The following is a 21,031-nucleotide window of genomic DNA, read 5'->3' as shown; positions in this document are numbered from 1 at the left end:
CGGCTCAGAAGTCCTTGATCCTGACCATGGGCTCCGCCCCCAGCGCCTGGCAGAGGCTCTGGAACCGCGCCTCGGCGACTTCGCCGTAAAGCCCGGCAGCGTCCGGCTTGATGGTCAGATGCAGTTCGTGCTTTTTCGGGCGATAGAGAAGCTCGGCCTTCTTGTGCGGCTCGTCGACCGCGAACATGGCCCCGAACCGCATCGCCTTTCCGACGACCTCGGCCCGCGCGATTTCCTTTTCGGTGAGCAGGCCGAAGAGATCCTCGAACGGACTGTCGTCGCGGCTGTTTTTGTAGCGGTGCAGAAGCGACAGCCCCAGAAACACCCGCTCGGAATGGGTCAGCCCGCCAAGGTTTGCCCGCGTAGCATTGTCGAAACAGACCTCGTGGCGATAATCCGGATGCGCCCGCCAGGTCACGTCGTGAAGCAGGCAGGCCGCCTTCACGATCCGTCGGCGGGGCGCGGGGTCGGTGGCGACGAGGGGCCGGATGAAGGCATAGAGCGACTTGCCGAAGCCCGGCATCCGCGCGTCTTTCTGTTCGGCAAAGCGGCAGGCCTCGATCAGCGGATCGCGCGCCCGCAGCCGGTCAGGCATCTGTTCGTAAAGCATGCCCTCGCGGATGCCGTAAGACGAGACCGCGATTTCCTTGGGCCGGAAGGTGCGGGTCAGGCGTTTGAGCACCTCGGCGGCGGTCGGCACCAGTGACATACGAGACGATGACGTGCCGGTATGGGCGCGGACCTCTTCCAGATCGACCTTGCCGATCCACTTGAGCGTGGAGGCGAGGGCAGAAGGGGACATGCGGTATTCGTGCAGGACGGTCAGCGGGTAATTGCGCCGGTGCATGTCGAGCCGCGCGATGGCCCGCCATGAGCCGCCGACGAGGAACAGTCGTTCGTGTCCGGTTCCGACCTCTTCGGCGAGCCGGGCGAGCGTTTCGTCGATATGCGCCTTCAGCGCCTTCTTCCCGCCCTTGATCCCGGCGAGCTTCAAGGGACCCAGTCCCGAAGTCACGCGCTTGCCCACTTCGCCGTTCTGGATCACGGCAAGCTCCATCGACGAGCCGCCGATATCGCACATGAGGCCATTGGCGTCCGGCCAGCCCAGAAGCACGCCCTGCGCCGACAGCCGCGCCTCTTCCAGCCCGTCAATGACATGCATGGTGAGCCCCGTCTCGCGCAGAACCTCTTCGCGAAAGTCCGGCCCGTCCTCGGCGTCGCGCACGGCGGCGGTGGCCACGGCGGTCAGAGGGGGCAGTTTCATCCCGGCCGCGAGCAACTGAAATCGCTTGATCGCCTTCAGCGCGCGGATCCGGCCCTCGGGATGCAGGCGCCCGCTTTCCGCAATCCCGGTGCCGAGACCGCACATGATCTTTTCGTTGTAGAAATAGGCCGGGCTGCGCGCCGCCCCGTCGAACACCACCATACGCACCGAGTTCGACCCGATGTCGACCACGCCCACACGGCTCAGGTTTCGGGTGGAAGGGTCCTCGAACAGAGGCCGCCCAAAGGGGCCCCAGTTGCGTTCCTCGGTTCCGTCCATGCGGGTCTCCCGGTTGGCCTCCTGCCGCTTATGACCCGCGTGCGGGCCTCGTCGCAAGCCGTTTTTGCCCAACGCGGACAAGGACGTAATGTTCAGGGCGCCGCGTCAGTCGTGGCTGTGGGCAAGCTCCGGCACGTCCGAGGCCCCGGCGCTGCCGCGTCCCGAGAGCGAGGGATATTCCATGAAGAACCGGTGGCAGGAGAAAGGGTTCTCCATCGCTGCCACGTCAGGGCGCAGGAACGACCCGTCCGGCTGCATGACCCAGCTTTGCGCCTGATCGTGCAGGTTCGCGGCCATGATCTGCGACACGATCTGGGCCTTCACCGTGGGGTTCGTCGTCTCGACCAGTGTTTCCACCCGGCGATTGAGATTGCGGCCCATCCAGTCGGCTGAGGACATGAAGACCCGGCATTTCTTGGACGGCAGGCCATGCCCGTTCCCGAAACAGACGATGCGCGAATGCTCAAGGAAACGGCCTACGATGGACTTCACCCGGATGTTTTCCGACAGGCCGACGATCCCGGGCCTGAGCCCGCAGATGCCCCGCACGACAAGGGTGATCTTCACGCCGCGCTGGCTGGCTGCATAGAGCGCATCGATCACGTCCTCCTCGATGAGGCTGTTCATCTTGGCCCAGATTTCCGCGGGCCGGCCCGCCTCGGCATGGGCGCCTTCGGCGGCGATCATGTCGAGTAGGGTGGACTTCAGTGTCAGAGGCGAAATCGCCAGTTTTTCAAGCCCCTCGGGCTGTGCGTAGCCGGAGAGATAGTTGAAGACCCGCGTCGCATCGCGCCCCAAGGCCGAGTCGCAGGTGAAGAGCGACACGTCCGTGTAGATCCGCGCGGTGATCGGGTGGTAGTTGCCCGTGCCAAAATGCGTGTAGGTGACAAGATCGTCGCCCTCGCGCCGCACCACGGTCGAGATCTTGGCGTGGGTCTTGTAGTTCATGAAGCCATAGACCACATGCGCCCCCGCGCGTTCGAGCCTGCGGGACTGGCGGATGTTCGCGGCCTCGTCGAAGCGGGCCTTCAGTTCCACGAGCGCGGTAACGGACTTGCCCGCCTCGGCGGCCTCGCACAGCGCCCCCACGATGGGCGAGTTGCGCGACGTTCGATATAGCGTCTGCTTGATCGCGACGACGTCGGGATCGAGCGCGGCCTGTTCCAGGAACTTCACCACCATGTCGAAGGTCTCGTAGGGGTGATGAAGCAGCATGTCCTTTTGCCGGATCGCGGCAAAGATATCGCCTTCGTGGTCGCGCACCCGCTCGGGGACGCGGGGATTGAAGGTGGGCCAGAGCAGGTCGGGACGTTCATCTAGCACCAGTTCCGACAGGTCCGACATGCCGATCAGCCCGTCGACCTCGACCACCTCGTCGTCGGAGACATGCAGTTCCCGCTTGATCAGCGCCTGCAGCGCCTCGGGTGCCTTGGCCGAGATCTTCATGCGCACGACTTCGCCCCGGCGCCGGCGTTTCAGCGCGGTCTCGAACTCGCGCACAAGGTCTTCGGCCTCGTCCTCGACCTCGAGATCGCTGTCGCGCAGCACGCGGAAGGCGCAGTGGCCGGCCACGGCATAGCCCGGAAAGAGCGAACCGATGTTGAGCAGGAGCAGCTCTTCGAGCGGCAGGAACCGTGCGGCGCCGTTGCGTTCGGGCAGGCGCACGAAACGGTCGATCTGATGCGGGATCGGCAGAAGCGCCTGAAGCTTGCGCTTGTCCGACACCCGCTCGAGTTGCAGGGCGAGCGAGAAGCCGGTGTTGGGAATGAAGGGGAAGGGGTGGGCCGGGTCGATGGCCAAAGGTGAAAGCACCGGGAAGACCCGGTTGAGGAAAACGCCTTCAAGATAGGTGTGGTCCGCCTTGGTCAGCTTGCCGCGCGTGCAGATGACGATGCCCTGATCCGACATTTCGCGGGTCAGTGCATCGAAGGTTTCCTGTTGCTGCGTCATGAGCTTGCGGGCATCGGCGTTGATCAGCACGAGCTGTTCGGCGGGCGAGAGCCCGTCGGCACCCGGGGTCGTGTTGCCCGCCTTGGCCAGCTCGCGCAGGCCGGCGACGCGCACGGTATAAAACTCGTCAAGGTTCGTGGCCGAAATCGACAGGAACCTGAGCCGTTCGAGCAGCGGCACCCGCAGGTTCGCGGCTTCTTCCAGCACGCGCCAGTTGAAGCCGAGCCACGACAGCTCCCGGTTGAAGAACCTCTTCGAGCCTTCATAGGCCTCGGGCGGCAGGGTCACGGGCGTCGGGAACGCGGTCTCGAGGAAATCCGGGTTCAGCGTCGGGGCGTGGTCGGGGATGTTCGTGCTGTCGTCTGGCATGGGCGGTGTATCCGGCATGAACGTAACCGTTCCATGACGTTATGCCTGCCCGTCACCCGTTTTGTCCAGCAATCGCGCGGCAAGCCGCCGGCCCACGGGTTTGCCTGCGGCCAGCGCCTCCTGGTCCAGACGCGCGACGAAATCCTGCGCGGAAGCGAGCGACCGGGGCAGGCGTGGTGCGAGATAGGCGACGAGCGGCGGGGTGACGGCAATCTGCCGGTCGTCGAAGAGCTTGACGAGAACCGCGCTCATCAGGGCCTCGTCGGGCGTGTCCAGCGCGACCGAGGGCGTGCCCTCCATCCGGCTCGCGAGGTCGGGCAACTCGAGCCCCCAGCGGCTTGGCGCGAGCCGCGAGGTGACGAGGAGCGCGCCCCCTTCGGCAAGGACGAGGTTGTGAAGGTGAAAGAGCGTCGTCTCGGCCTCGGTGTCGCCCGCGATCCGGTCCGCGTCCTCGACCGCCACGTTGTGTCCGGCCAGCGTGTCGACCGCAGCCTCGGTCAGGCGCCGGGCCGAGATGACGTCGGCCCCCGACAGGCTCGCCCAGACTTCCACCAGATGCGATTTGCCCGATCCTTCTGGCCCGGTCAGCACGAGCTTCTTGCCCGGCCAGTCGCGCCAGCGCTCGATCGCGGCCAGCGCCACGGCGTTGCTCTCGGCAATGAAGAAGTCCCCGCGCTCCCGCGAGGTGCGCACGGGCAGGTCGAACGCCAGTTGCCTGGGCATTACTCGACCGTGTCTTCCGGCAGGAGCGCACCCTCGGACAGGCCCTTGTAGAGCCGCCCCTCCTTGTAGCGCCCGATGAAATACCGCAGCACCACGCCAAGGGCCGCTGCGACCGGCACCGCGACCAGCATCCCGACGAAGCCGAAGAGCGTGCCGAAGGCTGACAGGGCGAAGATGAGCCAGACCGGATGCAGCCCGACCGAGGAGCCCACGAGGTTCGGGGTGAGGAAGTTGCCTTCGAGGAACTGGCCGATCACGAAGATGCCCGCGACGATGGCGATGTGCCACCATTCCCCCCAGAACTGGAAGAAGGCGAGCCCGATGGCGAGCGCCCCGCCCACCAGCGCTCCGATATAGGGAATGAAGGTCAGGGCCCCCGCGATGGCGCCCACGATCAGGCCGAAGGACAGTCCCGCAATCATGAGCGCGACGGCGTAGAAGGTGCCCAGGATCAGGCAGACCGTGCCCTGTCCCCGGATGAAGCTCGCCAGCGTCTTGTCCACCTCGCTCGCCAGATAGCGGATGGTGGGTGCGTGATCGCGGGGCAGAAGATCGTCGATGGCGGCCACCATCCGGTCCCAGTCCCACAGGAGATAGAAGGTCACCACGGGAACGACGACCAGTAAGACGACGACGGAGATTACGCTCTGCGCCGAGGTGAGGATCGCGTTGAGAAGCTCGCCACCCCGTTCCTGAATGGTCGCGGCGACACCATCGAGCGACTGCCGGAGCACGCTTTCCTCGTTCACCACGTCGGGGAACTGGGCCACGAGCCATTCGCGCAGGCTCGTGGCGATCTGTGGAACCGCGTCGAAAAGCTCGGTGGTCTGCTGCACCAGCGTCGGCACGATGAGCAGGATCATCAGGGTGAACACGAGGAGCCCGATTATCGTGATGGTCACGGTCGCCCAGATCCGCCTGAACCCGATGGCTTCGAGCTTGTCCGCGATCGGATCGAGGAAATAGGCGATGGCGCCCCCGAGCAGGAAAGGCAGGATCACGTCGCCAAGGAGATAGAGCAGAGCAAAGAATACGAGGGCGGCGATCCCCCAGTATTTCGCTTGCGTGCTGACGGACAGGGTCATGGCGGGTCCTTCACCGGGGCATTGGCTTCGGTGCAGTCTTGGCGGAAGGCGGGCGGGGGATCAAGGTTGAACGGCGCGGGAACTCGCCGCATACCGATCACATGAAGTTTCTCCTCATCCACACAGGTGGCACAATCGGCATGGTTCCCGGGCCGAAGGGTCTGGTGCCCGAGGCCGGGCGGGTGGAGGCCGCCGTCGCGGCGATGCTCCCCGAGCATGTGACACTTGCCATCCATGTCTTCGATCCGCTTCTGGACAGTGCCGATGTCGGACCCGGGCATTGGAACGCCATGCTTGACCTGATCGCGGCCCATCCCGATCACTCTGTTCTCGTAACTCATGGCACCGACACGATGAGCTACACCGGCGCGGCGCTGTCGCAGACGCTGGCCGGGACCGGGGCGCGCGTCATGCTGTGCGGGGCGATGGCGCCACTTGGGGCGGGTGAGGGCGCGAGGGCGAACCTGAACCTTGCCGTGGTCACGTTGCTCGATCCGAACTGGACCGGGGTGAATTGCGCCTTCGCACGCCGCATCCTCGATGCCGGGGCCCTCGTCAAGCATGACACCGTTGGGGACGATGCCTTCCGCGCCGTGCCGCAAGATCCGCTTCCCGTGCCCTCACGCCGCCGCTTCGATCCCGACCGGCGCGTGGCCGTACTCGCCCTGACCCCCGGTCTTCCGGCGGCGATGGTGCGCGCGGCCCTTGGCACGCTCGATGCTGCCGTGCTGCGCGTGTTTGGTGCGGGCACGGTCATGCATGACCCTGACCTTCTGGCCGCCCTGTCCGAGGCCACGGCCCGTGGCCTTCGCCTCCGCGCGGTCAGCCAATGCGAGGCGGGCGGGCTCGTTCCCGGAAGCTATGCTGCCGGAGCGCCGCTCTGGGATGCCGGGGTCGAGAATGGCGGCCGCGAAACGCCCGCGGCGGCCTTCGTGCGGCTTTGGCTGGATACGCCGGGCTGATCCCGGGACCCATGCCGGCCACATGAAAAGACCCGAAGCCGGGACAGGCTTCGGGTCTGGTGGCCGGGGAGGGTAGGGGAACCCCGGCCGGGACAGTCATGGGACATTTGAACTACGCACGGCGAGCGCATCCGGTTCCCTCGGCGCGCAGAAATTTTTGCGTGCCTAGGCGAGAGGCATTTTCGGGGATGCAGGTGAGCAAGGAAGTGCACGAAGAAAGACCCGGAGCCGGGAAGCTCCGGGTCATGGCCGGGGAGGGTAGGGAAACCCCGGCCGGGACAGTCATGGGACGATTATGAGACGCGCGGAAGGCCGGTTCGGTTCCATCTGGTCCGAAAAAACTTTCCCGACCCTGCGCGACGTTCGCCCGTTTCCGCTCAGCAGCTCGCGCCGCTTTCGCCCGGCATGATCACCGTGTCGATGACATGGATCACGCCGTTGTCGGCTGCGATGTCGGCGGTCACGACCATCGCCGTGTTGCCGGCGCCATCGGTCAGGCTCACCCCGTCGGCGCCCTTGGTGACACAGACTGCGGGTCCGGCCACGGTCTCGACCGCGGCAGTGCCTTCGGCGATGTCGCCCGAGGGCACATTGGCCCCGACGACGTGGTAGAGCAGGATGTTGGTCAGGTCTTCTTTCATGTCGGGGGCGAGCAGGCTCTCGACAGTGCCTTCAGGCAGCGCCTCGAAGGCCGCATTGGTCGGTGCGAAGACGGTGAACGGCCCTTCGCCCGCCAGCGTCTCGCCCAGTCCGGCGGCCTCGACGGCGGCCATCAGGGTCGAGAAGTCCTCGTTCCCCGCAGCGATTTCGGCAATGGTCTCGGCACTGGCGGCCGTCGCGAAAAGGCTCGCAGAGATGGTTCCCGCAACAGCGAGTTTGGTCAGGGTCTTCATGGTTTCCTCCAGGTTGTCTGTCTGATTGTCTGTCGTGACAGGAGGACTACGGCGACCCTTTCCGGATGGATGACCCCGTTCACCGCGACGTGAAGTCAGGTGATCGGATAACCATCTCTCACTTGAATTTCAGGCGCTGTCCGCGGGTTCGTGAACCTGCTCCATCGCATCCAGAACGAGCGCATCAAGCCCCGCGCCGCCCGCCGCGACATGGTCGAACAACTGACGGCGCATCCTGGGTTCCCAGAAGTCGTTGATATGCGCGGCGATCAAGCCCGCCCGGTCGCCGGGCTGGCTGGCGAAGAAGGTGGCGATCTGGTTCGCCATGGTGACCATCTTTTCTGTCTTCATCTGTTCTGGGCGATCTCCGCCCCTCCCATGTCGATCCGTTCAGGGTGCGCGTAGACGTCGAAACCTTCGCCTCGCACGAAGGCGGCCACGGTGATCCCCGCGCCCTGTGCCAGTTCGAGCGCCCGCGTCGTCGGGGCGGAAGCGGCGATGATCACGGGCGATCCGGCCCGCGCGGTCTTCTGCACCATTTCCACCGAGACGCGGCTGGTCAGAACCACGGCGCCGGTGCCCGCGTCGATGTCCGCCCGCAGCATGGCGCCGATCAACTTGTCGAGCGCGTTGTGCCGGCCCACATCCTCGCGGGCGAGAAGGATCCCCCGTCCCGGCACCAGGAATCCGGCAGCATGGACTGCGCGCGTCCTGTCGTGGAGTGGCTGATGTCCTCGCAGGGCCTCGGTCGCCGCCGCGATCTCTTCCCAGTTGAGGCGCAGACCGCTTGTGACGGCCGGCAGGTCGGGCAGGGCCCCCTCGAGCGAGTCGATCCCGCAGAGGCCACAGCCCACCGGCCCCATCAGTGCACGCTGCCGGGCCTTCAGAACCTCGGACCGGTCACCGCGCAGCCAGAACCGCGCCTCGATCCCGCTGTCGTGCTCGACCACCTCGAAGTCTTCGACATCCTCCGGTCCGGTCACGATGCCTTCGGTCAGGGCAAAGCCACGCGCGAAGTCCTCGATATCCGTGGGGGTCGCCATCATGACGGCCAGCGTGGTCCCGTCGAAACTCACCGCCACCGGCACCTCGTCGGGCAGGGCACGGGTGATCTGCCGGGCGCCCTCGCGCCCGACCGTCAGCCCGGGTTTCGTCGTGATCCCGCGCACCGGCTATTCCGCCGCAAGGATGCGCCGCGATGCCTCGGCCTGGGCGTTGTAGCGCTCCTGCCAGTCGGTCGGCCCGTTCGACGGGCTGACCTGCACCGCCGTCACCTTGTATTCCGGACAGTTCGTCGCCCAGTCCGAGAAGTCCGTGGTGATGACGTTCGCCTGCGTGTCCGGGTGGTGAAAGGTGGTATAGACCACGCCCGGCGACACCCGGTCGGTGAGCGTCGCGCGCAGCGTCGTCTCACCCGACCGCGAGGCGAGCTTGACGAAGTCGCCGTTCTTCACGCCGCGCACCTCGGCATCGTGGGGATGGATTTCCAGAAGGTCCTCTTCATGCCAGGTGCTGTTGGCCGTGCGCCGCGTCTGCGCGCCCACGTTATACTGGCTGAGGATCCGTCCGGTGGTCAGGAGCAGCGGGAAACGCGGCCCGGTCTTTTCCTCCGTTGCCACGTATTCCGTGATCATGAGCCGCCCCTTGCCGCGCACGAAGCCATCGACGTGCATGAGGGGCGTGCCTTCCGGCGCGTCCTCGTTGCACGGCCATTGCACCGACCCCATGGCGTCGATCTTCTCATAGGTCACGCCCGCGAAAGACGGCGTGGTCGCTGCGATCTCCGCCATGATCTCGCGCGGATGGGTGTAATTCCAGTCCGCGCCCATCGCTTGGGCCAGCATCTGGGTCACTTCCCAGTCGGCAAAAGTCGCTTTCGGCGCCATCACCTTGCGCACCATGTTGATGCGCCGCTCGGCGTTGGTGAAGGTCCCGTCCTTTTCGAGGAACGACGACCCCGGCAGGAACACATGGGCGTAGTTCGCCGTCTCATTGAGGAACAGGTCATGCACGATGACGCAGTCCATCGCGGCCAGCCCCGCCATGACGTGTTTCGTGTCCGGATCGGACTGAAGAATGTCCTCGCCCTGACAGTAAAGCCCCTTGAAGGTGCCCTCCACGGCTGCGTCCAGCATGTTCGGGATACGCAGCCCCGGTTCCGGGTCGATGGCCACGCCCCAGAGGCTCTCGAAAATTTCGCGTACCTCGGGGTTCTTGACGTGCCGATAGCCCGGCAATTCATGCGGGAAGGACCCCATGTCGCAGGACCCCTGCACGTTGTTCTGCCCCCGAAGCGGGTTCACCCCCACGCCCGGACGGCCCACGTTGCCGGTGAGCATGGCGAGGTTCGCGATGCCCATCACGGTCGTGGACCCCTGCGAATGCTCGGTCACGCCCAGCCCATAATAGATCGCGCCATTGCCGCCCCGGGCAAAGGTCCGCGCGGCCTTGCGCAGTTCTTCGGCGGGCACGCCCGTCAGCATCTCGGTCGCTTCCGGCGAATGACGCGGGGCGCGCACGAACTCGGCATATTCGAGGAACTCGTTCCAATCACACCGCTCGCGGATATAGGCCTCGTCCGCCAACCCCTCGGTCACGATGACATGGGCCAGCGCCGTGACCACGGCGACGTTGGTGCCGGGCTTGAGCGCGAGATGATGCGCCGCCTTGATATGCGGCGACTTCACGAGGTCGATCCGACGCGGGTCGATGACGATGAGCTTCGCACCCTGACGCAGCCGCTTCTTCAGCCGCGAGGCGAAGACCGGGTGCCCGTCGGTCGGGTTCGCCCCGATCACGATGACCACATCCGTCTGCTCGACCGAGTCGAAATCTTGCGTCCCCGCGCTGGTGCCAAAGGTCTGTCCCAGACCATAGCCGGTGGGCGAATGGCACACCCGCGCACAGGTGTCGGTGTTGTTGTTCATGAACACGCCACGGGCGAGCTTCTGGACGAGATAGGTCTCCTCGTTCGTGCAACGGCTCGACGTGATGACCCCGATGGACCGCCGCCCATGTTTTTCCTGAATGCCCTTCAGACGGTTGGCCGCAAACCCGAGCGCCTCGTCCCAGGACACTTCGCGCCAGGGCTCGTCGATGGTGTCGCGGATCATCGGGCTCAGAATGCGGTCCTGGTGGCTCGCGTAGCCATAGGCGAAGCGGCCCTTCACGCAGCTATGCCCCCGGTTCGCCTTGCCGTTCTTCCACGGCGTCATGCGCACCAGCTGGTCGCCATTGAGTTCCGCCTTGAACGAACAGCCCACCCCGCAATAGGCGCAGGTCGTGATCACCGACCGCGTCGGCGTGCCAAGCTCGGCTACGGACTTCTCCTGCAAAGTCGCGGTCGGACAGGCCTGCACGCAGGCGCCGCAGGACACGCAGTCCGATGCGAGGAAATCGTCAGCGAGGGTTCCCGCCGAGACCCGGCTGTCGAACCCCCGCCCCTGAATGGTCAGCGCGAAAGTGCCCTGCACCTCTTCACAGGCCCGCACACAGCGCGAACAGACGATGCATTTCGACGGATCGTAGGTGAAATAGGGATTGCTCTCGTCCTTGGGCAAATAGCGGAAGTTGCCCGGCACGTCGCCTGACCGCCGCCGCGCATCCGCCAGCGACAACGCCCCGTCGCCCGTCGGGTCGAAGTGGTTGTCGCCGTACTCGTAGCGCACATCGCGCAGGCCCACGGCCCCGGCCATGTCCTGCAACTCGCAATCGCCATTGGCCGAACAGGTCAGGCAATCGAGCGGGTGGTCGGAGATGTAGAGTTCCATCACCCCCTTGCGGATCTTGCGGACCTTGGAGGACTGGGTGTGCACCACCATGCCCTCGGCCACCGGCGTCGTGCAGGAGGCGGGTGTGCCGCGCCGCCCCTCGATCTCGACCACGCAAAGCCGGCAGGACCCGAAGGCCTCGACACTGTCCGTGGCGCAGAGCTTCGGCACGGTGATACCGGCCTCGTAGGCCGCGCGCATGACGCTCGTGCCCTCCGGGACGGTGATCGCCGCACCGTCGATGGTCAGCGTAACCGGCGCGCCCTGTTTTCTGGGCGTGCCCATGTCCACATCGTTCAGGCTCTCTTTCGAGGGAATGATGAAGTCCTTCATGGTCTCACCCTTTCTTCGCAAGCTGATGGGCGACGATGGCATTGGCATGTCCATGCCCCAGCCCGTGCTCGGCCTTCAGCCAGTTCACGATTTCCATATGCTTCATGTCGGTCTTGCCCGCCACGAGCCCTAGCCAGTGGTCGATCGGCTGGCCATATTTCGCCTCGATCGACGGAAAATAGGACGCCGGACCCTTCACCTTCTCGGTCATGCCCGGGTCCTCTTCTCTGGTTCATAAATATCCCGGGGGGTGCGGGGGGCAGCGCCCCCCCCTCGGTCGGATTTTGCGCAGCAAAATTCGAAACCGATCATTCCGCCGCCTCGCGCGCACCCGCGAACTCGTCCGGGAAATGCGTGAGCGCCGACATCACCGGGTAGGGCGTGAAGCCACCCAAGGCACACAAAGAGCCGTCCTTCATCGTCTCGCACAGGTCGGTCAGGAGCGGCACTGCGGCCGGATCGCCCGCCGCGATCCGGTCGATCGTCTCGACACCCCGGACCGCCCCGATCCGGCAGGGGGTGCATTTGCCACAGCTTTCCACCGCGCAGAACTCCATCGCGAACCGCGCCATGCCAAGCATGTCGGCGTCCTCGTCGAACACCACGATGCCTGCGTGCCCGATGAGACCGCCGGCCCCGTCGAACTCTTCATAGCCAAAGGGCACATCGAACTGCCTCACCGGGAAATAGGCCCCGAGCGGCCCGCCCACCTGCACCGCTTTCACTGGCTTGCCAGTGAAACAGCCGCCACCGATCACGTTGACGATTTCACCCAAGGGCATGCCGAACGCGGTCTCGAAGAGGCCACCGAATTTCACATTCCCCGCAATCTGCAGCGGGATGGTGCCCTTCGACCGCCCCAGCCCGAATTCGGAATAGAATGCGGCACCCTTCTCGAAGATCACCGGGATGGTGGCCAGCGAAATCACGTTGTTCACCACGGTCGGCTTGCCAAAGGCTCCTTCCAAAGCAGGCAGAGGCGGTTTCGCCCGCACCACCCCGCGCTTGCCTTCGAGCGAGTTCAGAAGCGAGGTCTCCTCGCCGCAGACATAGGCGCCTGCGCCCACGCGCACCTCCATGTCGAAGGCCGGCCCCCGGCCCATGACCCCCGCGCCCAGCACGCCGCGCGCCCGCGCCACCTCGATGGCCGCGTTCATGACCCGGATCGCGTCGGGGTATTCAGAGCGCGTGTAGACGAAACCCTTCGTGGCCCCCACGCCGATCCCGGCGATCACCATGCCCTCGATGAGCGAGAAGGGGTCGCCTTCCATGATCATTCGGTCAGCGAAGGTGCCCGAGTCGCCCTCGTCGGCGTTGCAGACGATATACTTGCGGTCGGCCTTGGCCTTGGCCACGGTCTCCCACTTGATCCCCGTCGGGAACCCCGCGCCGCCGCGCCCGCGCAGACCCGAGGCCTTGACCTCATCGACGATGCCCAGCCCCTCCATGCCCAAGGCGCGCTCGAGGCCGACAAGCCCGCCGTGCGCCCGGTAGGCATCGAGATCGAGCGGGTCGATCACGCCGCAGCGCTGGAACGTCAGCCGGGTCTGTTGCGCGAAAAAGGGGATCTCTTCCGTGGGACCATGCCCATCAAGCGTCCCGTCCAGCAGTGCTGGGACATCGCTGGCCCTCACCGGTCCGAAGGCATGGCGCACGCCGTCCACTTCGACCTCGGCCAGAGGTTCGAGCCAGACCATCCCGCGCGAGCCGACGCGGATCACCTCGACGTCGTGTTTTGCAAGCTCCGCGGCCACATCATCGACTCCCAGTGCGCGGGCAACGGCGTCCTGTGACAGATAGATCTTCATCACATCACCTCGCCCAGAAGGGATTCGATCTTGCCCGGGTCCAGTTGCGCGTGAAGGCGGTCGTCCAGCATTGCCGCAGGACCCGAGGCGCAGAGGCCGAGGCAATAGACCGGCTCGATTGTGACGGAGCCATTGGCGGTGGTGCCGTGCCAGACTGTGCCGAGCTTGGCGAGGGCCGCAGCTTCCACGTCGCGGCCGCCGGCGGCCTGACAGGCCTCTGCCCTACAGATCTTGACCACATGACGACCGGCAGGGGCGTCGCGGAAATCGTGGTAGAAGCTGATGACGCCATGCACCTCCGCGCGCGAGATATTGAGCGCTTTGGCAATGGGATCTATCGCCCCCTGCGGCACGAACCCGAAGTCCTCCTGCATCCCATGCAAGATGGGCAGGAGCGGGCCTTCGAGATGGGTGTAGCGGGCGATCACGGCGTCGATCTGGCCCGCGTCCGGGGCGGGCGCAGGCGCTTGGGCTGGCAGGTGGGCTGGCATGTATCCTCCGAAGTCGCGCGGATTTTCGATCAACTTGGTCGTCAGATCAATATCGTAAATCCGTCAAGCGATAGGGTTTCTCTATCGGAATAAGCTGTTCAGCGGTCCTGACCAGCGAGTGCGCGCGCCGCCTCCATGAGCGCTGCGATCACCGGGGTCTGGGGTTCCTGATGCGGCGCGACGAGCCCGACACTCGGCCCCGGCAAGGGGTTGTCGATGGGGCGCACCACCAAGGGCCGTCCGCGAGCGAGTGCCTCGGCCATGTCGGAGGGCAGGATCGTGGCCCAGCCGCCCTGTTCCACGAGGCTGACGAGCACCACGGTGGAATTGGATTCCATCCGTGCGGGCGGGGAGACGCCCGCCTCCATAAAGGCCCGGTTGATGATGCGCCGGTTCTGCATGTCGGGGGTTAGCAGGCACAGTTCTTCTTCCGCCGCCTGCGCCCAGCTGATTGTGCCCTTGGTCGTGGCAAGGCCCGGGTCCGCATAACGGCTGCCTTCGCGACAGACGAGGGCGTAGGTTTCCCGGTAGAGCGCTTCCGTCGCTACGCGCCCCAGTGGTTCGTTGTCGAGATAGGACAGGCCGACATCGGCTTCGAGCGATTCCAGCATGTCGAGGATCTCGCTCGATGCGCGCGACAGCACGGTGAAGCGCACGTTGGGATGGTCGGCGGCGAAACGCGCCGTCAGCCGCGAGGCCCAGGTGAGCGCCGTGGGGATCGTGGCGAGCGTGAGATGGCCCGACAGCCCTTCGCGCGAGAACCGCATCTCGTCTTTCAGACGCCGCGCGTCGCCCACGATCTGGCGCGCCCAGACCAGGGCGCGCTGACCCTCGGGGGTGAGTCCTCCGAACCGCGCCCCGCGCGACACGAGCTTCACGCCAAGCTCGGCCTCGAGCTGCTTGATCCCCGCCGACAGCGTGGGCTGCGTGATGCCAAGGCTTTCAGCCGCCCGCCCGAAGTGACGGTGCTTGGCGAGGGCTAGGAACATGTCGAGCTTGGGGAGCATGGTCTGGAGGCTCAAAGGACGCTTCCCTTTGAAACCTAAGGCCAAAGTGCAGCGCGGGGTAGGGGCGATCGGGCAAAGCCACGATTTCGCCACAAATGACTCGGCTCGAATCGGAAATGCCGATAGGCAAAACGAACCTGGTGGGGGCCGGGAGAATATGATGTCTGTGTCCTTCCAACGTCCGCTGGGCTTCGTCTTGCGTCTGGTGGTTCTGATTGTTCTGGGTCTCGGGGGCGGCCTCGTGGCCCTGCCTGCGCGTGCTCAGGCGGACGCCGGCTGGGGTTTCGTCGGCTGGGGCGCCCTGTCCAACAACGATTTCTATGGCGACCGTCAGGACCGCTGGCAGACCAGTTCCAATTCGCTCTCGCTGCTCTTCGGTCCCAAGGGGCTCAGATCGCCGCCCTATGAATTCGGGCGGTTGTTCGAACTGCGCAGCGGCTACCAGATCATCACCCCCGCAAACACCGCTGCCCCGGCGGCCGGAGACCGGCGTGCAGCAGGCGTTCTGCGGGGCGCGGTCCACAACCGGGTAATGCGCGGGGCCTGGGAGTTCGATCTCGGCCTCGGGGTCGAGGCAGTCGGGCCGAATACCGGCGTGCTCGCCTTTCAGGACCGTCTCCACGCGCGTCTGCGGTCCGACCGGGCGTCCCCAGCCGTCCTCGGCGCGCAGATCGGCAACCGGATCATGCCGCTCCTTCACGGCGAGGTCGCCTATCGCTGGCCCGTGAGCGATCTGGTCACGGTGCGCAACTATGCCGTCGTTCACGCGGGGCTCGAGGGCTACGCGCAGATCGGGTTCGACCTGCTCATCGGAAACGGGTTCAAGAACGGGATTTTCGCGCGCGATGCCGTGACCGGACAGATCTATGGCACGGTCAAACGCGCAAACCCGCCGGGATTGTCGGGGCTCATCGGCATGGACGTCTCACGCGTGTTCTACTCCACCTACCTGCCGTCCCCCGCCTATGGGGTCGAGCCTTTGCGCGCGCGGCTGCGCGGCGGGGTCATGTATGACTGGGGCGGTTTCTCGGTCTTTTATGGCGCGACCTATCTGTCTCGGGAGTTTACGGCCCAGCCGCAGGGGCAGGTCGTGGGATCGGTTCAGCTGCGCTTCAGCTTCTGACCTTGGATGAGGCACCTTTGCCACGCCCCTGAAAGACCGTGACAAAATTCTTAACAGCTTCGTTCACACATGTTAGCCTGCCCCCATAAAGATCGGTCCGGGCATCGTCCCGGCCGGCACGAGCAAAGGCAGACATACAGGCATGATGACGGGCATATCAGGCTCGTTTGTCATCTCTTGGCATCAGACGGAAGTTGACGGCCTGGCGCATGCGCCTCGGGGGTCGTTGGGTGTGGGTGCGAGTTGGCGTTGGCAGGGAACGGCGGTGCGGGTCGATGGTCCGCAGGGCGTTCTGAAGCTGGGGCTGAGCGAGGGAGAGGCAGACATCCGCGGACGGGCGGCGCGCAAGGTGCGCCGCATCCTTGGCCCGGCGCTGCCCATCGGGGTGGCACCGCCGGGCGAACCGCCGGCGATCTTCGAACAGGGGTTCACCGTCACCGATGGCTACAAGACCTATCCCGCGCTGCTCATCGACCGCGACGGGCGCGCGCCTTTGGTGATGTTCTGCGAAGGGATGCCGCCTGCCAAAACCGATCTCTGGGTCGTCGAGGCCAAGGTCGAGGCGGCCGAAGTCAACCGTGTCACGGACCAGCCGACCGGCGTGATCTGCTTCACGCCCGGCACGCGCATCCGTTGCGAGCAGGGCGACGTGGCGGTCGAGGACATTCGCGAAGGCGATCGGGTCCAGACCAAGGACAACGGATTTCAGGAGGTCCTCTGGATCGGGGCCAAGCGTGTCTCTGGTGCGCGGCTTTTCGCGATGCCGGAACTGCGCCCCGTGCGTCTCGCTCCCGGCGCGCTAGGCGTCGATCGCCCGGACGGCACGCTCGTGGTGTCGCCCGCGCATCGACTGCTGCTCAAGGGCCGGCACGCACTCGACCTGTTCGGGACCGATGAGGTGCTTGTCGCTGCGCGTGACCTGATCGACGACCGCCGGGTGGTGCGCGATGTGGGGGTGAGCGAGGTGACCTATGTTCACCTGATGCTGCCCCGGCACGAAGTGGTCTTCGCCAACGGCCTCGAGACCGAGAGCTTCCTGCCCGAAGGCGAAGCGCTTGCCGCCGTCGAGGATGCGCAACGCGACCGCCTGTTCGCGGTGGCCCCGGAGTTGAGCTCAGGCATCGGCACCTATGGCATGCCCGCGCGCCGGCTCCTCACGCAGGCGGAAGCCGCCATCATGGGCGCGCGGATCTAGAGGCTTTGCGCTGCCTGCTGCGCAGGCATCGCCACGGGGCCTCGCTTCGCTCGGCCCCGGATGTGGCATGGGCACCGCGACAAGGCGGCGCTGCGCGGGTCTGAATGTAGGACCTGGAGGGAGGCCAGCCTCCCTCCAGACCTCCCTCCGGGATATTTCTGGACCAGAGAAGGGGATGCCGGCATGCGGGCCGGTCCCTGACGGAAAAGACCGCGGGGTCTAGCGTCGGGTTTTCTTGGCGCCCTGGATGCGTTTGTAGAGTTTCGTCGTCGAGCGCGCCTTTTCGCGGCGTTCCGCGATGGTCGCACTGTTGAGTTCCTCCTCGCGTGCGAGCTTGTTGTAGCGGTCGAGCCGCGCGGCGCTGAGGCTTCCGTCTTCGATCGCGGCCTGCACCGCGCAGCCCGGTTCGCCGTCATGGGCGCAATCGCGGAACTTGCAGCGAGTGGCGAGGGTCTCGATGTCGTCGAAAAGCTCGGCGACGCCGGACGCGGCATCGGTCAGCTGCAACTCCCGCATCCCGGGCGTGTCGAGCACGGCGGGGCCGTTCTCGGTCAGGTGAAGCTGCCGGTGCCGCGTGGTGTGGCGCCCGCGCGCATCGTCGTCGCGAATATCGGAGGTCGCCGCATTGGTCCCCGCAAGCAGGTTCGTAAGGGTCGACTTACCCACGCCCGAAGTCCCGACGAAGGCCACGGTCTGGCCCGTTCTGGCCCACGGCGCGAGCATCGCGACGGTCTCGGCCGCCTTGGCGTTCACGGCCAGCACGGTCAGCCGCTGCGAGATCGCCTGTGCCTCGTCCACGTAGCGGGCTACATCCGGGGCGAGGTCGGACTTGGTGATCAGGATCACCGGCTCGACCTCGGCCTCGAAAGCCAGGGCGGCGTAGCGTTCCAGCCGGGGGACATTGAAGTCGGCATTGCAGGAGGTGACGATGAAGAGCGTGTCCACATTGGCCGCGATGAGCTGTTCGCGCACTTCCCGTCCGGCGGCCCGCCGCTTGATCAGGCTCTTGCGCTCGAGCCGGCGCGACCGCGAGGGGAGCGTCGCGTCGTAGAGGAGCCAGTCGCCCACGGTCACGTCTTCGTTCGGCGGCAGGTCCACGGTCAGTTCGGCCCCGAGCGCCGTCAGGCCGGAGCGGTGGACTTCCGTCACCCGCACGGGCGGCGTGGCGGCCAGCTCGTCGATGTCGGTCTGGGTTGCGAAGAAGGGTTGCCAGCCCAACTGGCGCAGCCGGTCGCGAGGGGCGTCGGGTGTGGTGGAAGGCGTGGAAGGGAACAGGTCGGAGTAGTCCCGTGTCATGGAGAAGTCTCTCGGAAAGGATCGTTTCAGGCACAAACATGTCCGCCTCGCCCGGATCAGCTTGGCCGGATCGGGCGGCGTGGTCAGATCATGTGGGGGTGGCCAATGCCACCCGGCCTCAACAGGTCATGGACGCTCCATCGTTCTTCCCGGATGATACCGCCTGCGGGGGCGAAGGCAAGAAACATCCCACCTCCCGGCAAGCGCGGCTGTTGACTCGGGGGAAAACCCCTCTATAAGCCCGCCATCGGTCCCGCCTGCGGGGCCGTCTTTCATTGGTGTTGGTGGCTCCCGCGAGGGACAGCCTGTCAACCCGGATCGCTGGGGCCGCAAGGCATCAGTCCGGGGAGAGGACAACGCCCTTATACAACGGCACGAGGCCCGGTCGGGGTCCGGTCCACATGAACGGTCGAGCGGCGACGCGATTTCGACCCGAAAAGTGGGAACCGGTTTTCGGATCAAGTCGAAATGCCAATCAGTAAGGAGATCAGCCGTGACCAAACGCACGTCTGCCAAGTACAAGATCGACCGCCGTATGGGCGAAAACATCTGGGGCCGTCCGAAGTCGCCGGTCAACCGCCGCGAATATGGCCCGGGCCAGCACGGCCAGCGCCGCAAGGGCAAGATGTCGGACTTCGGTCTGCAGCTTCGCGCCAAACAGAAGCTCAAGGGCTACTACGGCGACCTGACCGAGAAGCAGTTCCGCCGCATCTTCGCGGAAGCCGAACGTCTCAAGGGCGACACCGGTGAGAACCTCATCGGCCTGCTCGAGCGCCGCCTCGACGCCGTCGTCTACCGCGCGAAATTCGTGCCGACCATCTTCGCCGCCCGTCAGTTCGTGAACCACGCCCATGTGCTGGTGAACGGCAAGCGCGTGAACATCCCCTCCTACCGTGTGAAAGAGGGTGACGTGATCGAAGTGCGCGAGAAGTCCAAGCAGATGGCGCTCGTCCTCGAAGCCTCGCAGCTGCCCGAGCGTGACGTGCCCGACTATCTCGAAGTCGACCACAACAAGATGAAGGCGACCTTCGTGCGCTCGCCGGGTCTATCGGACGTGCCCTACGCCGTTCAGATGGAACCGAACCTCGTCATCGAATACTACGCGCAGAACTAAGGTTCTTTGCCGCGGGAGATTGGAAGGGCCGTCCGATGGGGCGGCCCTTTTCGTTAGGCCGGATCGAAGAGCTCTCAGGGCAAGATCACCGAAAAGCTCGAAGTGGAGAGCCGGTCCGGGTGACCGTTCGAGAAGAGCCGGAGAGGGTCGATCCGCACGGTGCAGCGCAGCACGTCGGAGGGGCCGATCACCGGGCGAGGCGTATCGCCGGGAACTTCGGCTGCCAGTTCCACGATGGCAGAGGCATTCGGGTCGAAGGTCAGATAAGCGGTGTCGAACCGGCGCACGACCGTTGCGGGCTGGTCGGTCAAGGACAGCGGGCTGACCGCCGAGGGCAGGAGCGACCAGCTTTGCCCCGTCATGTCGCCCGGCGCGGTGCGTCCCGCTTCCAGCGAGAGGAAAAAGGCGTCGGCGCTGAGCACGCCCGGAAACCTTTGTTCGTTGCGGAGCATCACGGCGGCGGACACCTTGGGCCAGGTGCGCATATCGCAGGTCACGCCCGACAACATGACACCCCGCCCGTTGCGAAGCGCGTGAAGGCCGTTGGCGACTGAGAAGGTCGCCATCAGGAACCCCATGAAGACCGCGGCGGCAAGAATGGTCCAGCCGGCCATCTGGAGCCGCCAGACCCGCATCTTCGGGGGGCGGGTCAGGGCGGTCGGCGTCGCGAGCAGGCGCATCAGTGGCCAGAAGGGCGGGGCGAGGAAGGCGAAGAAGGCCAGGATCACAGCCGGAAAGGCGATCACTGTCGCGAGCACGACGCCGCCGCCCCAAGGGCCTGCCGCCATGAGGCCGGACGAGGACAGAAGGCCGAGCAGGCGCGTCCCGGTGCGCTCGATCCAGTCATAGATCGAGGGTGTCGAGAAGAAGATCGCAACGCCGAGATTGAGGCCAACAAAGGCGAAAACGGTGGCATAGGGCAGGGCGCGGTAGCGTGCGGCCAGCAGCGGTGCCTCGGCGGGCAGTCCTTTGCGCCGGAGACCGGCGCGGCGCATCCGCCGCGCCGCGAGGGCGCGCAGGAGCGTCCGGTAGGCCCAGAAGGCCAGCACGATCAGGGCCGACAGCAGGAGTGCCGTCGTCAGGTGGATGTTGGCTTGCGCCCCGGTGCGCCCTTCGAGCAGCCCCTGCGCCAGAAGCACCCGGTCCTCGACGGCCGCCCCGAAAAGGAGCACGTAGAAGAGCGTGGTTGTGAAGAAGAACAGGAGCGGCGGCATCGCGCGGCGGTCGCCAAGCGCCTGACGCCGGGCAAGGAACTGGGGCCCGAGGATCGGGTGGCGGAGCGTCATCCAGAGCGTGAAGAGCCACGACAGGGCGAAGTCGACCAGAACCGTCTGCGCGAGGTCGAAATACTTCTTGATGAAATCCATCG

General features: G+C 65.7%; 18 protein-coding genes. 4 read left to right on the top strand and 14 right to left on the bottom strand.

Going from position 1 to position 21,031, the window contains the following annotated elements:
- Window positions 1-4 precede the first annotated feature (4 nt).
- From KJP29_RS15955 to KJP29_RS15940, 4 genes are all read right to left on the bottom strand, one after another.
- Entirely contained in the window at window positions 5-1,543 is a 1,539-nt protein-coding gene (locus KJP29_RS15955; RefSeq protein ID WP_218464513.1) for a Ppx/GppA family phosphatase, read from the bottom strand.
- A 105-nt stretch (window positions 1,544-1,648) separates the two neighbouring features.
- On the bottom strand, window positions 1,649-3,862 hold the full coding sequence (locus KJP29_RS15950; RefSeq protein WP_218464512.1) for an RNA degradosome polyphosphate kinase: 2,214 nt from the start codon (window positions 3,860-3,862) through the stop codon (window positions 1,649-1,651).
- A gap of 39 nt (window positions 3,863-3,901) precedes the next feature.
- Window positions 3,902-4,585: a DnaA ATPase domain-containing protein gene (locus KJP29_RS15945; protein ID WP_218464511.1), complete on the bottom strand. Its 684-nt coding sequence runs from the start codon at window positions 4,583-4,585 to the stop codon at window positions 3,902-3,904.
- Window positions 4,585-5,670, bottom strand: a complete 1,086-nt coding sequence (locus KJP29_RS15940; RefSeq protein ID WP_218464510.1) for an AI-2E family transporter — start codon at window positions 5,668-5,670, stop codon at window positions 4,585-4,587. Before KJP29_RS15940 ends, KJP29_RS15945 begins: the two co-directional genes overlap by 1 nt.
- Window positions 5,671-5,771: 101 nt before the next feature.
- Between KJP29_RS15940 and KJP29_RS15935 the strand changes: the two genes are divergently transcribed.
- Window positions 5,772-6,632, top strand: a complete 861-nt coding sequence (locus KJP29_RS15935; RefSeq protein WP_218464509.1) for an asparaginase domain-containing protein — start codon at window positions 5,772-5,774, stop codon at window positions 6,630-6,632.
- 377 nt (window positions 6,633-7,009) lie between these two features.
- On the opposite strand, the gene KJP29_RS15930 is transcribed toward KJP29_RS15935, so the two are convergent.
- From KJP29_RS15930 to KJP29_RS15895, 8 genes are all read right to left on the bottom strand, one after another.
- Window positions 7,010-7,525: a fasciclin domain-containing protein gene (locus KJP29_RS15930; protein ID WP_218464508.1), complete on the bottom strand. Its 516-nt coding sequence runs from the start codon at window positions 7,523-7,525 to the stop codon at window positions 7,010-7,012.
- Window positions 7,526-7,654: 129 nt separating this feature from the next.
- Window positions 7,655-7,876: a formate dehydrogenase subunit delta gene (locus KJP29_RS15925; protein ID WP_218464507.1), complete on the bottom strand. Its 222-nt coding sequence runs from the start codon at window positions 7,874-7,876 to the stop codon at window positions 7,655-7,657.
- Window positions 7,873-8,694 (bottom strand): formate dehydrogenase accessory sulfurtransferase FdhD, encoded by an 822-nt coding sequence (gene fdhD, locus KJP29_RS15920; protein ID WP_218464506.1) that lies wholly within the window; start codon window positions 8,692-8,694, stop codon window positions 7,873-7,875. The genes KJP29_RS15925 and fdhD overlap by 4 nt, the downstream gene beginning before the upstream one ends.
- 3 nt (window positions 8,695-8,697) lie before the next feature.
- On the bottom strand, window positions 8,698-11,628 hold the full coding sequence (gene fdhF / locus KJP29_RS15915; RefSeq protein ID WP_218464505.1) for a formate dehydrogenase subunit alpha: 2,931 nt from the start codon (window positions 11,626-11,628) through the stop codon (window positions 8,698-8,700).
- A gap of 4 nt (window positions 11,629-11,632) precedes the next feature.
- A complete protein-coding gene (locus tag KJP29_RS15910; protein WP_218464504.1) occupies window positions 11,633-11,839 on the bottom strand; it encodes a DUF4287 domain-containing protein in 207 nt (68 codons plus the stop codon).
- Window positions 11,840-11,936: 97 nt separating this feature from the next.
- Window positions 11,937-13,436, bottom strand: coding sequence for an NADH-ubiquinone oxidoreductase-F iron-sulfur binding region domain-containing protein (locus KJP29_RS15905; protein ID WP_218464503.1), 1,500 nt, complete (start codon window positions 13,434-13,436; stop codon window positions 11,937-11,939).
- Window positions 13,436-13,927, bottom strand: a complete 492-nt coding sequence (locus KJP29_RS15900; protein ID WP_218464502.1) for a formate dehydrogenase subunit gamma — start codon at window positions 13,925-13,927, stop codon at window positions 13,436-13,438. Before KJP29_RS15900 ends, KJP29_RS15905 begins: the two co-directional genes overlap by 1 nt.
- A gap of 98 nt (window positions 13,928-14,025) precedes the next feature.
- The gene (locus KJP29_RS15895) at window positions 14,026-14,934 is read right to left on the bottom strand and encodes a LysR family transcriptional regulator (RefSeq protein ID WP_218464982.1); all 909 of its coding nucleotides are present in this window, start codon (window positions 14,932-14,934) and stop codon (window positions 14,026-14,028) included.
- 160 nt (window positions 14,935-15,094) lie between these two features.
- Between KJP29_RS15895 and KJP29_RS15890 the strand changes: the two genes are divergently transcribed.
- Both KJP29_RS15890 and KJP29_RS15885 read left to right on the top strand, forming a co-directional pair.
- A complete protein-coding gene (locus KJP29_RS15890) occupies window positions 15,095-16,057 on the top strand; it encodes a lipid A-modifier LpxR family protein (protein ID WP_218464501.1) in 963 nt (320 codons plus the stop codon).
- Between the two features lie 265 nt (window positions 16,058-16,322).
- Entirely contained in the window at window positions 16,323-17,252 is a 930-nt protein-coding gene (locus tag KJP29_RS15885; protein ID WP_370630881.1) for a Hint domain-containing protein, read from the top strand.
- A 219-nt stretch (window positions 17,253-17,471) separates the two neighbouring features.
- Here the strand turns inward: KJP29_RS15885 and rsgA are convergent, their stop codons facing one another.
- Window positions 17,472-18,548 (bottom strand): ribosome small subunit-dependent GTPase A, encoded by a 1,077-nt coding sequence (rsgA, locus tag KJP29_RS15880; RefSeq protein WP_218464499.1) that lies wholly within the window; start codon window positions 18,546-18,548, stop codon window positions 17,472-17,474.
- A 493-nt stretch (window positions 18,549-19,041) separates the two neighbouring features.
- On the opposite strand from rsgA, the gene rpsD reads away from it, so the two are divergent.
- On the top strand, window positions 19,042-19,662 hold the full coding sequence (rpsD, locus tag KJP29_RS15875; RefSeq protein WP_218464498.1) for a 30S ribosomal protein S4: 621 nt from the start codon (window positions 19,042-19,044) through the stop codon (window positions 19,660-19,662).
- Between the two features lie 74 nt (window positions 19,663-19,736).
- Here rpsD and KJP29_RS15870 read toward each other — a convergent pair whose 3' ends face one another.
- A complete protein-coding gene (locus tag KJP29_RS15870; RefSeq protein WP_218464497.1) occupies window positions 19,737-21,029 on the bottom strand; it encodes a hypothetical protein in 1,293 nt (430 codons plus the stop codon).
- Window positions 21,030-21,031 lie beyond the last annotated feature (2 nt).

This window comes from Maritimibacter sp. DP1N21-5, assembly GCF_019218295.1.
In the GTDB taxonomy this organism is placed as follows: Bacteria; Pseudomonadota; Alphaproteobacteria; order Rhodobacterales; family Rhodobacteraceae; genus Maritimibacter.
The sequence above is the reverse complement of the archived record's forward strand: the minus strand, read 5'-3'. Positions and strand labels throughout refer to the sequence as shown.